This window comes from Vibrio sp. qd031, assembly GCF_002100145.1.
In the GTDB taxonomy this organism is placed as follows: Bacteria; Pseudomonadota; Gammaproteobacteria; order Enterobacterales; family Vibrionaceae; genus Vibrio.
On the sequence record NZ_JXQD01000025.1, the window covers coordinates 855,684 to 870,817 of the forward strand.

The window sequence follows — 15,134 nt, forward strand, 5'->3', positions numbered from 1 at the left end:
CCGGCTTTACTGTTAGTAGGTTGCGTAATAGACGTACTCGACTAGAGTCGCCTTTGGCTGGTAACTGTCTCGATTTCGCTTATCGACAAAGACCACATGTGTCAGCCCCTCACTATCATCGCTTGTTTCAAGCTTATTAAGCAAAAATTGATACTCTTGAAGCGTAGAAAAACTCTTTTTGTCGGCATCTCGACGAGACATCTCTATGTATTCACGAGGAATGTCAGGTTGACTATAAACAACATCAGCTAATTGCATAAGCCTTGCAGCCTTCAATGACAATAACTCGATATCTTCTCCCCACTCGACGACAATCACTTTTGAACGACGAGGCTGCATATTTGAATGACATGTTTGAAGTGCTGCATCTAACTGCTTGACACTACATGCATTATTTACCTCTGTCATATCAAAAAAGGCTTCCCAAAAATGTCGCCTGCTTTCGACTGTCGCGTAATTTGACTTAACCCACTCTCTATTATCTTGAGCAAATTGAGCCAGTAGCGCAAGATTCTGCGGAAGCACCGCTTCTAAGTTTCTACGAACATTTCGAATCAATACAGGTGAAGCGCCACCGGAGCTGATCGCGAGTTGAATTGGACCACGTTCAATCATCGACGGAGTTATAAAGTCGCAATAGGGCTTATCGTCAACAACGTTCACCATAATTCCTAACGATTTTGCATCATTATAGACTTGTCGATTGACGCTAGGTTGATTAGTGGTTGCCCAGATTTGTACCGCATTATCAATCAACGATTTCTCGTAGGTAGATGGTATCCAAATAATCTGTTTTTGTTTCGCCAATTGCCGCAAATCTGGGTGTGCTTCAGGAGCAATCAGAGTCACACTCGCACCACTTTTGAGTAAAGGCTCTATTTTTCTACACGCGACATCACCTCCCCCAATTACAGTCACTGGCTTGTGATTAAGATCAAAAAATAGAGGAAAGTACTGCATACGGTCTCCTTAACCTAAGAATTGGCCTGACTCACCAAAGTAGTGCAACAAAGGGCTGCCAGCGTTCCATAATTCTAAAAATACTAGTTTATTACTGTGAAATTATCATACTAATTAACATTTAAAGCTACATTTACACCAAAAAACCAACTAAAACGACTACTAATTAGGCCAAACATGACATTAATGTCGTTCTGCACTATTAACATGCACGTTGCACTATTTACACGGGCGCAACATTTCTGCATTCTAAGAGTGCATAGCTTAGGTAGATACATAAAATCATTTTAAATTAACAATTTGTGTAATCAACAATCCTAATCTAGTTTTTTAAATGATTGGTTTTTATCTTGCATAGAAATGGATCACTAACAAACAATTGCATACACAACATGTAGAACGTTATTTCAGTAATTTACTGAATCATCATGGAAAATAACAGGAAGGATACAATGGCCAATAAACTCACCATTCTAGCTTCAGTTGTTGCTGCATCAGCTGCTGTTATGTCTAACAGCGCTTTTGCTGCCGATAGCACTCTAGACAAAGTTAAAGAATCTGGCGCACTTACATGTGGCGTAAGTACCGGTCTTCCAGGCTTTTCTAACCCAAACTCTAAAGGTGAATGGGAAGGCATTGACGTTGAGTATTGTCAGGCATTAGCCGCAGCAGTACTAGGCGACAAGACTAAAGTTAAATATGTTCCACTAACAGCAAAAGAACGTTTCACTGCGCTTCAGTCAGGTGAAATCGACGTATTGTCACGTAACACCACGTGGACACTACATCGCGATACTGCTCTAGGTCTCAACTTCGTAGGCGTAAACTACTACGATGGTCAGGGCTTCATGGTTAAGAAAGAGCTCGGCCTTTCATCTGCTACTGAGCTAGATGGTGCAGCAGTTTGTGTTCAGTCTGGTACAACAACTGAACTTAACCTAGCTGACTACTTCCGTACAAAAGGCATGAAATACAATCCAGTAGTGTTTGATACTGCAGCTCAAACGTCTGCAGGATTCGACAGCGGTCGTTGTGACGTGCTAACGACCGACCAATCCGGTCTGTACGCACTTCGCTTAAACCTAAAAGATCCAAGTTCAGCAGTGGTACTTCCAGAGATTATCTCTAAAGAGCCTCTAGGCCCTGTAGTTCGTCAAGGTGATGACAAGTGGTTTAACGTTGCAAAATGGACGCTAAACGCGATGATCAATGCTGAAGAATACGGTATCACCTCTAAGAACGCTGACGAAATGCTTAAGTCAAACGATCCAAATATTAAGCGTATCTTGGGTGTTGACGGTCCTAAAGGAACAGCCCTAGATATCTCTGATGATTGGGGTTACCAAGTCATCAAACAAGTTGGTAACTACGGCGAAAGCTTTGAACGTACGGTTGGTACAGGTTCACCACTTCAAATTTCGCGCGGTGTAAACGCTCTGTGGAATGCTGGTGGCTTCATGTACGCTCCTCCATTGCGTTAATGGGAATCTAAAAATAATAACACTAGGGCGGGAAACCGCCCTTTTTCCCTTACATGGATTTGAGGTTAAAGTTGTATGAATCCTAACTCTTCAGATGCGGCGGATCGCAGCGCACCGCCTAAAAACACAAACCTGCTTTATAATCCAACCTTCCGCTCGGTCGCCTTTCAGGTCATTGCCATCTTCTTGCTCGGCCTATTTTTTTACACCATTGTAAACAATGCTCTGAGTAATCTAGATTCTCGCGGGATCGCTACCGGTTTTGGTTTTTTAAATCAAGAGGCAGGCTTTGGTATTGGTCTAACGCTTGTCGAATACGACGAAACCTTCAGCTACGGCCGAACCTTTATCGTAGGACTACTCAATACGGCTTTAGTGTCAGTATTGGGTATCTTTTTGGCGACAGTACTCGGTTTTACGGTCGGTATTGCACGTTTGTCGTCAAACTGGTTAGTCAGTCGATTAGCTGCTGTGTACATCGAAATTTTCCGTAATATTCCACTGCTTCTACAAATTTTCTTCTGGTACTTTGCTGTATTACAAGCGTTGCCATCACCAAGAGAAAGTATGAGTCTGGGTGAAGCCGTGTTCCTAAATGTCCGCGGCCTTTATTTCCCTGCTCCAGTGTTTGAGCCAGGAAGTGGCGTTGTCATCGCCGCTTTTGTAGCCGCAGTCATTGCGTCAATCGTGTTGTATATTTGGGCTCGCAATAAGCAGAGCTTAACAGGGCAACAAACACCGGTAGTCAGTATAAGTCTTGGACTAATTATCGGTCTCCCACTGATCGCCTATTTCGCAACAGGCATGCCAATTAGCGCTGAAATGCCAGTGTTAAAAGGGTTTAACTTCAGAGGGGGGATTAGCATTATTCCTGAGCTTGCTGCCCTAACATTGGCGTTAAGTATCTACACAGCGTCATTTATTGCTGAGATCGTACGTTCAGGTATCAATGCGGTTAGCCATGGGCAAACTGAAGCAGCAATGTCACTTGGGTTACCAAGAACTCGCACGCTAAAATTGGTCATTATTCCGCAAGCTATGCGAATAATTATCCCGCCACTCACCAGTCAATACCTTAACTTAACCAAAAACTCGTCGCTTGCTATGGCGATTGGGTACCCAGATTTGGTGTCAGTATTCGCTGGAACAACCCTTAACCAGACAGGTCAAGCCATTGAAATTATTGCAATGACAATGGGTGTTTACCTAACACTAAGCTTGGTAACGTCGGCGTTAATGAACTACTACAACAAGAAAGTCGCCTTGGTTGAGAGATAAGAGGGATAACAGATGAGCATACATCAATTTCAACCAGACCTACCACCACCGTCAAATTCTGTAGGTGTAGTAGGATGGTTACGTAAAAATTTATTTAACGGGCCAGTCAACTCTATTGTGAGTTTGATTTTAGGCTATCTAGTCCTGTCGATGGTGTTATCCGTTGTCGACTGGGCATTTATTAATGCTGATTGGATTGGCACAACACGCGATGACTGTACAAGTGCAGGTGCATGTTGGGTATTTATTAGTGTGCGATGGGAACAATTTATGTACGGCTTCTATCCAGAAGCTGAACTTTGGCGCCCTCGCCTGTTCTATGCGACGCTTGCGATTTTTGTCGCAGCGCTTATGTGGGAAAAAACCCCTAAGCGAACTTGGTTGTGGTTATTTTTTGTAAACGTGTATCCATTTTTGATTGCCACTCTGCTGTATGGTGGCGTATTTGGGCTAGAAGTGGTTGAAACTCATAAATGGGGTGGCTTGCTAGTAACACTCATCATCGCATTAATCGGTATTGTTGTTTCACTACCAATCGGTGTATTCCTGGCACTTGGACGTCGTTCCGAAATGCCTATTATACGAAGTATGTGTACTGTTTATATCGAAGTTTGGCGTGGCGTACCACTGATCACTGTTTTGTTTATGGCATCGGTAATGCTTCCGCTCTTCCTATCGGAAGGTATGGAAACAGACAAGCTAATCCGTGCTCTTGTAGGTGTAGTACTCTTTAGTGCTGCCTATATGGCTGAGGTTATTCGTGGTGGTTTACAAGCTATTCCTAGCGGCCAGTATGAAGCGGCTGACGCTCTAGGGTTAAGTTACTGGCAAAAAATGCGTCTCATTATTTTGCCACAGGCACTAAAAATTACCATTCCATCGATTGTAAATACCTTCATCGGTTTATTTAAAGATACCAGCTTGGTGTTAATCATTGGTATGTTTGATGTACTAGGCATAGGTCAATCAGCCAACACCGACCCTGAGTGGTTAGGTTTTGCCATCGAAAGTTATGTATTTGTCGCGCTAGTGTTTTGGGTATTTTGTTTTGGTATGTCAAGATACTCTATCTGGCTCGAAAACAAGCTTCATACTGGTCACAAGCGATAAGAATTTAGTCAAGGACGTATTATGACAACTGAACAAGAGTACATGATCCAGTTACAGGATATGAACAAATGGTACGGCGAGTTTCACGTACTAAAAAACATTAATCTTAATGTGAAAAAAGGCGAAAAAATCGTTATATGTGGCCCTTCAGGCTCAGGTAAATCAACCATGATCCGCTGTATTAACCGCTTAGAAGAGCATCAGAAAGGCCACATTATGGTTTCGGGCACTGAGCTTACTGAAGATCTTAAAAATATCGAAGCGGTTCGTAGAGAAGTAGGTATGTGTTTTCAGCACTTTAACCTTTTCCCGCATTTAACTGTTTTGGAAAACTGCACGCTAGCGCCGATTTGGGTGAAAAAAATGCCTAAGGAAGAAGCTGAAGCTGTAGCGATGAAATACCTTGAACGCGTTAAAATCCCCGATCAAGCAGACAAATACCCTGGTCAGTTATCAGGTGGTCAGCAGCAACGTGTTGCCATTGCGCGCTCACTTTGTATGAGTCCACAAGTCATGCTGTTTGATGAGCCGACTTCTGCGCTCGATCCTGAAATGGTTCGCGAAGTATTGGACGTTATGGTGGAACTTGCAGAAGAAGGCATGACCATGCTGTGTGTAACGCACGAAATGGGGTTTGCTAAAGAAGTCGCGGACCGAGTGATCTTTATGGATGCTGGCGAAATTATTGAAGAAAATAACCCCATTGATTTCTTCGAAAACCCTCAGTCTGATCGGACCCAAAACTTCCTCAGTCAAATATTGCACCACTAAGTAGTAATTAAAGGGTGACACAAGTCACCCTTTTTTTATTCGCAGTGCTTGTGCGTTATACTTTGTTACATGTTAGGGTTAACGGATTGAAACTTATCGCTTATGATTTCGTACTTATATAATGCGTGGCCCTTGAAATTCTAATCATTTGCCACTACTTAACTAGTAACAACTAAGATTTGTGAGGAATCTAATGAACAGTCCAATGGTAGAACGCACTGCGCAGCAGCAAAGTGTATTGCAAACCAACAAGGTTCTGCGTAACACATACTTTTTACTTTCGATGACGCTGATATGGTCGGCTCTTGTTGCTGGTATTTCAATGGCCTTCAACCTGCCGCGTCCAGGTCTAATCATCATGCTAGTTGGCTTTTACGGCTTACTATTTTTAACTGAGAAGAACCGCGACAACAGTATGGGGTTGGTATTTACCTTCCTATTCACAGGTTTCCTTGGCTACACAATCGGGCCAATTCTCAATGCTTACGTTGGCGCTGGTATGGGTGACGTCGTCGTCACTGCACTAGGTGGTACTGCCCTAGCCTTCTTAGGTGCATCTGCTTACGCTCTAACAACCAAGCGTGATCTATCGTTCTTAAACGGCATGCTAATGGCTGGTCTTGTGGTACTGCTTGTTGGTATGGTTGCTAATATCTTCCTACAAATGCCAATGTTGTACCTAGCAATGAGCGGAATGTTTATTCTGTTCTCAACGGGCGTTATTTTGCTGACAACGCAAAACATCATTCGAGGTGGAGAAACAAATTACATTTCGGCGACGGTATCGCTGTACGTATCCATCTACAACATTTTCATTAGCCTGCTGAGCATTCTTGGCGTAATGAACAACGACTAATTTGTCGAACTGCATAGAAAGCCTAGACTTAGTCTAGGCTTTTTTTTTGCTCTCGTTTACACTATCGGCCATCAAAAATGACATGAGCAGACTATGTTTGATTACAATGGCACGTCAATAGCCACCGATGCCGAAGGCTACCTAAAAGACTACACACAATGGGAAGAAGCGATGATACCTGTGCTTGCCGAGCAAGAAGGCATTGTTCTGACCGATGACCATTTAGAAATCATTTTGTTTGTGCGTGAGTTTTACCTGGAATTTAAGACTTCTCCGGCCGTAAGAATGCTTGTTAAAGCCGTAGCCAAAGCCCATGGTCCTGAGAAAGGCAGCAGTAAATATTTGTTTACATTGTTTAGAGAAGGCCCTGCGAAACAAGCTACGAAACTTGCCGGACTGCCCAAGCCTGCCAAGTGTTTATAGGATATTCAACTCATGACCTTTTCAGTTTAACCACCCCGCATATGACCTCAATACATGCTAAAACGAGTCATTGGTGCGTATTCAACGTACTCAACAGCAATCTCGGTGACTGTTGAGGTTGGCGGGCCGGTCTTTAACCAGTCCAGCAGTAACTCTACAGAGTGCTCATCCCCGCTTGCGAGAACCTCAACGCGTCCATCGTTAAGGTTCTTTGCATAGCCTGTAAGACCCCACGTCTGCGCCTGATGCGCAGTAAAATATCGAAATCCGACTCCTTGGACACGGCCCGACACCCATGCTTTTGCTGTTTTCTGTGTCATATTCCCTCCCAAAGTTGCTTTTGTTGGCCCTTTCATTAAAAATGGCGACACTTTAATTTAGGCATCCAAACATGACTTTAGCAATAAAACTAGCCAAGGGACGTGAAAAATCACTGCTCCGTCGACATCCGTGGATTTTCTCTCGTGCTATTGAAAAATTAATTGGCGAACCTCAATTAGGCGACACCGTAGACGTATTAGATTTTAAAGGACGCTGGCTCGCAAAGGCCGCTTACTCTCCTAATTCTCAAATTCGTGCGCGTGTTTGGAGCTTTGATAATTGTGATATTGATATCGATTTCTTTGAATATCGCATCCAACAAGCACTCGAGATAAGACAAGACATTATTGAGCGCGAAAAGGCAACGGGCTTTCGATTGATCGCAGCAGAATCGGATGGCCTTCCTGGCGTCACCATTGATAAATATAAAGACTATCTTGTCTGTCAGCTTCTCAGCGCCGGTGCCGAACAACATAGAGACTCACTAGTCAAAGCACTTACCCGTATTTTCCCCTCGTGCCATATATACGAGCGATCGGACGTTAAGGTAAGAGAAAAGGAAGGACTCGAGCAACGTGTTGGCGTGCTTCATGGTGAATTACCGCCAGAAAGTGTAACCATTGAAGAAAATGGCGTTAAAATTGGCGTCGATATTGTTAATGGTCATAAAACAGGTTTTTATTTGGACCAGCGAGACAGTCGTCAACGCTCAATGAAATATACGCAGGGCAAAAGCGTGCTCAATTGCTTCTCGTATACCGGTGGATTTGGCCTCTACGCGCTCAAGAGCGGTGCGACGCGAGTAATCAATGCAGATGTGTCACAACCCGCATTGGACGCTGCTAAGCGCAATGCAGAGCTTAATGGCTTCGACATCAGCAAGAAACGGGCTGTCTTTTTAAACGCAGACGTTTTTAAGCTACTGAGAGAATATCGCGATCAGGGAACAAAGTTTGATGTAGTTATCATGGATCCGCCAAAAATGGTGAGCTCCAAATCAACCCTAACTTCAGGAAGTCGCGGTTACAAAGATCTTAATCGCTTAGCTATTGAGATTCTCAATCCTGGTGGAACGCTACTCACCTATTCCTGCTCAGGTCTTATGGATCAAAGCCTGTTCCAGAAAATAGTCGCTGATGCTGCTCTAGACGCGGGTCGATCGGTAAAGTTCATAGAACGATTCGAACAAGCCGCCGATCACTTATGTGATACTGCCTATCCAGAGGGCTTTTACCTCAAAGGGTTCGCTTGCCGCGTGCTTTAATTACCCACAAGCAATTCATAAAAAACGCCAAGCCACAAAGTGACTTGGCGTTTTTCTTTGTAGGACTATATATCGTCTTTAATGATCAACATATTCGCTAGATTATTGGTTAAGTCTGTAGAAGATACACCATCAAACTCAATCGTTACTGTATCGCCCAATCTATCTACAGTGATAGACGAACCGTTGTCCGTAGTCGATACCGTTTGTGCAATGGTATCGAGCAATGCACCTACGTCATCACTTTCAACGTCATGGAATAGATCGCTTAAGTCAACTTTCTCACCTTGGTAATCACCCTGCACATCAAAGGCAAGGTCAAAGTCAGTGATTGTATCTGTGCTACCATCGAGGTCACCTTCATGCCAAGCAAACAGATCGCTACCCTCACCGCCAGTGAGGATGTCATCGCCCTTGCCACCTATCAGTAGATCGTCTCCTTCGCCGCCAATAAGTAGGTCGTTTCCGTCACCACCGACAAGGACATCATCACCGGCAGCGCCGTCCAAAATGCTGTCGTATCCCTGAGTGATAACAGCGGTTGCCCCATTGGCACCATCAGAAATAAACTTACCGTCCATAACTGAACCGTCACTCAACGTGACGCTAAACGACGCACCTACGAAACTACTGCCTTGGTCATCACCAAAGCCATCGGTATCGAATGAGAACCAGAACTCATCCCCACTGGTAAAGTCACCGGCAACAAACTTCGCGGTAAGTTTTGAGGTATCAGAACTCATGTCATCCCAGATATTGTTGGTCTGGTCAATTCCAACCGAATCACTATCGTCGAATTGGAAACCGTCACTAACATCCCAGGAAGCACTGCTGTCAATACTGCTCAAATCAATGCTCAATTCAGCAACAGATAAGCCGGCAGCTATCGTCGCAACGGTAAAGCCAAACTGATTCGCTGTCCCATATGTCGAGCCAGCTCTTACTGTCGCATTAACAGTGACAGGAACCGCGCCACTTGCCGTAGATTGCGCAATAATCACGTCATTCGCGTTAGTGCCTACTAATTGAGACGAGTCCTGATAATCCAACTCAACTCGTGCACTATCGGAGGTACCGTTACCTTCAATCAAGTACTCAAGTAAATCGCCACTGCTACCGTTTTCGATAGTGATTTTACCATCGGTATTGCTCACCAAAGCATCATCACTGGTGATATTGGTAAGTGCAGTATCGGAACTGGTTGCGTCACCATGCAGTAAGTAGTCTGAGTCTACATTTAACGTACTGCCTTCTGCTGCGTTAGTGATGATGTTATTCACGTTAGCATCTATTGCAGCGTAATAGTCGATGTTTAGGGTCAGATCCAAGGAATCTTGGTCTCCGTCGCCATCTTCGATTTGAATCTCAATCACTTCTTTCTCGTTTAGAACATTACGATCAACGTCAATACCATAGTAGTATTCACCACTTTCGAAGTTAATTCTAAACTCACCACCCATAACGGTTTGCACCGTGATCTCTGGTGTTAACGCATCATACTGGTACGTCACGCCATCAATAACTACAGCTGTGATTGATACGCCATCAGCGCCCTCCAAAATGCCGCCTTCTGTATCGAGAAGTTTTATTTCACCCGTAATAGTGCCGTTGTCGAAATACTCTAGTACTGTATCTGTAAGATCATCAGCGTCATCAACAATAACAGCGTACTCGCTATCATCGTCATTAGGATCTACTGAGTGAGCAATAGGTGTAAGCTCATCTAGAGGTGCATTTCCAATACCAATGGCAAAGGCGATGTCGTAATTGGCCGTGTCTAAATAGTCTTCCCAATCAGTTTGACGAGTATCGGTTATTTCTGATCCTGAGTTTGGAACACCATCGGAAATGAAGTAGACAAAGCTCTGATCCGCTGCAGGTAATGCTCCACTTGTCATCACTTCTTCTAGAGCATCGTGGTATAAGGTTCCACCACTGGCTTCAAGTGATTCCAAGTAATTGATGGTTTCGTCAATATCGTCGATCAGCCAACCAGAATTCTCAATGTTACTGCCCGAGAACGTAACCACTTGAACGTTAACATTACCTGTATCATCGACTTCATTAACCAACGCTCTCAACGATTCTATGGCTGTCTCAAGATAAGTTTTTCCATTGCCAGCGGCGTAATCCATACTGCCTGACAAGTCCAACACAAAGGTTAAGTTAGTCGTAACCGGGTCTGCGTTGGTCATGAGGTTGCGCTCAATGTCGGACACCATCGGCACATCATCAACGATTGCAATATCTAGCTGCGCTGAATCGGTAACACCAACACCATTTTCGATGACGTATTCAACACTGTCTACCACATCATCACCCGATGAGGTTTCGGTTAGTTCGTAATCGAAATCACCTGCACGACGACCATTTGAGTCATCCACATATACAGTCAATATACCGTAAACCGTATCGACGGTGATCACGCCATTAACTGGAGTTTGGTTACCCACTTCTGTAATTACTGTGGAATCACTGATACCACCATCGTTATCAAGAAGGTTGCCCGACACAATATTGCTGCCCGTCCCAGATTCAGTGCCACTGTCTAGACCCGCTTCGTACACATCAGCGACATTATCTTTTGCGTCAGGAAGAGAATCTTGAGTTACCGTAAGCTCGGCCGAAGACGTGCTTCCATCTGCATCGGTAAGTTCATATTGAAAAGTATCTTCAATTGCACTGCCGACGCCATACTGGACATCAACACTATTAACAGTGAAGCTATTGTTACTGCCTGTATAGAGCACAACACTAGTAAAGCCTGTATTAGTCGCAATGGTTAAATCGTTACTGCTAACGCTGCCGCTATCAACAAGATTTCCCTGATCATCATAGGCTTCCCAATACACTGTTTCATTACCATTCACGCCACTGAGTGTAAAATTAGCGACATGTGCTGCTTCACTAAACTCTGTGACAAGTGCTTCATCGGAACGAATCGAGCTACCATTTGTGGAATTGTTGCTATTGACACCAACATTACCACCAGTGCTCACTACCGACGCATCACTATTTAAGTTATTAACATCCACCTGTGTATAGTCACTATAGGCATAGAGCGAAATGCCTTGGTTGCTTAACATATCGTTAGCTGAAAACGACTCTACTTGACCTTCAGACTGTGTAGACTCATAGCGGTAACTACCATCTTGATTAAACGTGACCACAGCGTTGTCGGTTGTAATGGTTAGCTCACCATTTTCATCCCAACTATTGTATGTGACATTTTCGTAAGTAATACTAGTCACTTCAGTAGCGTCGTTGCCAAGTTCATCTTTGCCGCTACCGTTATTTTCACCTTCTATTAAGTTGCCGTAGCCGACACCACCAAATCCAACACTGTCAGAATCATCAATTGCGACAGGGACACTATCGCTAATATCTATTTCAACTTCTGTCCAAGTTGAGTTGCCATTTCCATCAGTAACTTGATAGTAAATGCTGTCAACTAATGTCGCAGAATCACTATGGTCAAGCCCTGACGGCGCTTGGTATGAGAACGTACCGTCTTCGTTAACCACAACCGTTCCACCGAGTGCAGTGGTAAATGTTGCGCCCGTAGAAGAAATATCGACTTGTCCTGAACCTGACGCATCGGTAGCTAAAGTCACAAGTTGTAGACTATCACCATCAACATCCGAGTCGTTTGCAACTAACTGTTCTGTATTGAAGACTAGCACTGCGCCTTCTTCCATCGCTGCTGAGTCTTCTGACCCCAAAGGAACGTCATTGTTGCCAATGACATTGACCGTCGCGGTTGCTGTATCCGTCGCACCGTGTTCATCGGTAATGGTATAAGTGAATGAATCTTTAACTAATTCGCCAGCAGACAAGTATTCAAATGCACCGTTTGAGTCGTAATCATAGGTACCGTCAGAGTAAATCGTTAACAGTGCACCACTAGCTAGCGCAATAACTTGACCATCAGTGACCGGCTGACCATTCACATGAGTAATACCAAATCTGTCGCCTTGACTGTCACTATCGTTTGCTAGCAAGCCTTGTGCAGGGTCGGCTATTGTGACACCGCTGTCTTCTCTCGCAACAATAGCTCCATCACCCAAGTCGACACCAGAAGCGTTGATGGACGAGAGAACATAGTCAGACGAGTCACCAGTAAGGACATTGTTTTCACTGGCTGCAAAAACCAATGTATCAAACACAATATCGCCAGTATCTATTGTAAACTTGCCTGACGTTGAGCCCGCTGGGTTCTCGAACGTACCAGATGCGACGAGTTCTCCGTTGTAGTAGGCCGACCAAGCGCCTTGCTCACCGCCATTTTCATCGCCAAATAATCGCTCGGCACCAAATTCAACTTGGTTAACCAGTTCGCTAAACTCAATTTTCAGCTGCTCAGAACGCCCTGTATCCGGGTCAAATTCTATTTGATCCGGGACTTGTCCCGTGTCGCGAATAGAGTTAGCAACACCGATTCCATAACCATCTAATACTGAAATATCACCGGTAACGGCATTCCCATTGCTGTCGTATGTTATGGCTTCAATAGTAAACAGCGGCTGGTCATTATCGTCTACGGGGATTTCGACTCCACGGGTGAAATCCGCACTTACTTGGTAAATCGCGTCATTATCGCCATCGTTTTCCGCATCGACCGTATTAACTTCAATGGTGGCATTACCGGTGCTTTGAAGATCGCCATCTGAAACTACATACTCAAAGGTAGCGTTACCTTCGTACCCATCGGCAGGAACAAATTCAATGTCGCCATTATTGTCGATGTTAACCACACCACTGCCATCACCCAAGGTAATAACTTGCGAGCCGCCAGTAAGCACGACGCCGTCGATAGAGACTAGGACGACATTGTCACCGTCAATATCGGTGTCATTAGCGGTTAAGTCTAGGCTCACACTACTACCTGAGTTCACTAAGTAGTTATCGTCATTAGCGTCAGGCGCGTCATTAACTGGTAACACCTCAATACTCAATGCCTCGCTTTGCCCCGTATTGGTGGTGTAAATAATATCTGGAGTATTACCGTTCCAATCTGCCAATGGTGTAAAGGTGTAATCACCCGTGCTGTTAAGGATGAAATCACCCATGCCTGGAATCGTCACTTCCTGGCCTGCGTTGTAGGTTTGACCGTTAATTTGGAAAGTAGCAACCAGCAGCGAACTATCAACGTCACTGTCATTAGCTAAAACATTTCCATTCGCAACGGTGTCTTCATCTATCGTAATAGAATCTTTAACAAGCTTGCTTGGGTCGTCGACTGGGGTGACGGCAATACTAAGGTCGGCAGTGTCGCCAGTATTAGTACTGTATGTGACTGTAGGTACTTGACCGTGCCAGTTTTCGTTTGGCTCAAACACATAACTGCCATCTTGATTTAACGTAAACTCACCGCCAGACAGCACCACTGTATCCCCAGCGTTAAAGGAGCCTGTTACACCATCAATGGTAAATTCAACCACGGTTAGCGGACTATCATCTTCAACGTCATTAGAAAGCACGCTTCCTACTGCATTAGAATCTTCGGTAACGCTGATACTATCGTCGTTCAAGACGGTATCTGCATTGTCTGGAGTCACAGTGACGATCACATCAGCATTTGATGTGCCACCATTACCGTCAGAAATGACATAATTGATCGTCGCTTCACCGTTAAAGTCTTTGTTTGGTGTGAAGGTTAATGTCCCATCACCATTAATGACAACACTGCCATTCGGGCTTGTAGCGCTAACTACAGACAATTCATCACCATCTATGTCAGTATCATTGCCCAATACGTTAATGATGACTGCAGTGTCTTCTTCTGTTGTTGCTATATCGTCTATTGCGATTGGGCCGTCGTTTGTACCAGTAATGGTTATAGTGACAGTTGTCGCATTCCCATCGCTCAGATCTACAACAAATACTCGTTCAATCGCCTCTCCTTCAGCTAGCTCATTGACAATCTGGTTATCAGCCAATACAAATTTCCATTGACCAGTAGAATCCACAGCAAACTCACCGTATGGGTCGCTAATTGTATTTACTTCAAACGCTAAATTAGGATTGTCTGCATCTGTCGCCGTTAGGGTGCCGCTGACAGGCGTCACATCACCTTCTGTGACTTCATCAGTATCCGCCGAAATCACCGGATCGTCATCGGTACCCGTGATGGTAATCGTCACTGTAGTGTCACTGCCATCGGACAAGGTCACGGTAAACTCGCGCACTTCTTTCTGGCCGGCGGTTAATGCATCGACTGTGTCGTTATCGGCCAGTGTGAACGTCCAATTGCCATTCGCGTCAACGGTGAACTCACCGTAAGCATCGGTAATAGTATTTGGTGTAAATTCTAGGTCTGGATTGTCTGCATCCGTCGCCGTCAACGTGCCGCTGACAGGCGTCACATCACCTTCAGTGACTTCATCAGTATCCGCCGAAATCACCGGATCATCATCAGTACCCGTGATGGTAATCGTCACTGTAGTGTCACTGCCATCGGACAGTGTCACAGTAAACTCACGCACTTCTTTCTGACCGGCTGTCAGCGCGTCCACAGTCGCGTTATCGGCCAGTGTGAACGTCCAATTGCCCTCCGCGTCAACGGTGAACTCACCGTACGCATCGCTAATGGTGTTTTCTTCAAACGCTAAATTAGGATTGTCTGCATCCGTCGCCGTTAACGTGCCGCTGACAGGCGTCACATCACCTT

The 15,134-nt window shown here is 44.7% G+C and carries 10 protein-coding genes; 7 read left to right on the plus strand and 3 right to left on the minus strand.

What is annotated here, in order from left to right:
• Positions 1 to 12: 12 nt before the first annotated feature.
• Entirely contained in the window at positions 13 to 960 is a 948-nt protein-coding gene (locus tag ST37_RS15815) for a bifunctional precorrin-2 dehydrogenase/sirohydrochlorin ferrochelatase (RefSeq protein ID WP_084888091.1), read from the minus strand.
• A 452-nt stretch (positions 961 to 1,412) separates the two neighbouring features.
• On the opposite strand from ST37_RS15815, the gene ST37_RS15820 reads away from it, so the two are divergent.
• The 6 genes from ST37_RS15820 to ST37_RS15845 all read left to right on the plus strand — a co-directional run bounded on the left by ST37_RS15820 (position 1,413) and on the right by ST37_RS15845 (position 6,879).
• On the plus strand, positions 1,413 to 2,441 hold the full coding sequence (locus ST37_RS15820; protein WP_084888093.1) for an amino acid ABC transporter substrate-binding protein: 1,029 nt from the start codon (positions 1,413 to 1,415) through the stop codon (positions 2,439 to 2,441).
• A gap of 75 nt (positions 2,442 to 2,516) precedes the next feature.
• The gene (locus tag ST37_RS15825; protein WP_084888095.1) at positions 2,517 to 3,719 is read left to right on the plus strand and encodes an amino acid ABC transporter permease; all 1,203 of its coding nucleotides are present in this window, start codon (positions 2,517 to 2,519) and stop codon (positions 3,717 to 3,719) included.
• Between the two features lie 12 nt (positions 3,720 to 3,731).
• Positions 3,732 to 4,829, plus strand: a complete 1,098-nt coding sequence (locus ST37_RS15830) for an amino acid ABC transporter permease (protein ID WP_084888096.1) — start codon at positions 3,732 to 3,734, stop codon at positions 4,827 to 4,829.
• Between the two features lie 21 nt (positions 4,830 to 4,850).
• Positions 4,851 to 5,600, plus strand: coding sequence for an amino acid ABC transporter ATP-binding protein (locus ST37_RS15835; RefSeq protein WP_084888098.1), 750 nt, complete (start codon positions 4,851 to 4,853; stop codon positions 5,598 to 5,600).
• A gap of 193 nt (positions 5,601 to 5,793) precedes the next feature.
• On the plus strand, positions 5,794 to 6,456 hold the full coding sequence (locus ST37_RS15840) for a Bax inhibitor-1/YccA family protein (RefSeq protein WP_084888100.1): 663 nt from the start codon (positions 5,794 to 5,796) through the stop codon (positions 6,454 to 6,456).
• Positions 6,457 to 6,549: 93 nt separating this feature from the next.
• Positions 6,550 to 6,879, plus strand: coding sequence for a TusE/DsrC/DsvC family sulfur relay protein (locus tag ST37_RS15845; protein ID WP_084888102.1), 330 nt, complete (start codon positions 6,550 to 6,552; stop codon positions 6,877 to 6,879).
• Between the two features lie 47 nt (positions 6,880 to 6,926).
• On the opposite strand, the gene yccX is transcribed toward ST37_RS15845, so the two are convergent.
• Positions 6,927 to 7,199: an acylphosphatase gene (gene yccX, locus ST37_RS15850; protein ID WP_084888103.1), complete on the minus strand. Its 273-nt coding sequence runs from the start codon at positions 7,197 to 7,199 to the stop codon at positions 6,927 to 6,929.
• Between the two features lie 71 nt (positions 7,200 to 7,270).
• On the opposite strand from yccX, the gene ST37_RS15855 reads away from it, so the two are divergent.
• On the plus strand, positions 7,271 to 8,464 hold the full coding sequence (locus ST37_RS15855) for a class I SAM-dependent methyltransferase (RefSeq protein WP_084888104.1): 1,194 nt from the start codon (positions 7,271 to 7,273) through the stop codon (positions 8,462 to 8,464).
• Positions 8,465 to 8,529: 65 nt separating this feature from the next.
• Here ST37_RS15855 and ST37_RS15860 read toward each other — a convergent pair.
• Positions 8,530 to 15,134, minus strand: a 6,605-nt coding sequence (locus tag ST37_RS15860) for an Ig-like domain-containing protein (RefSeq protein WP_197687471.1), incomplete at its 5' end; no start/stop codon positions are given.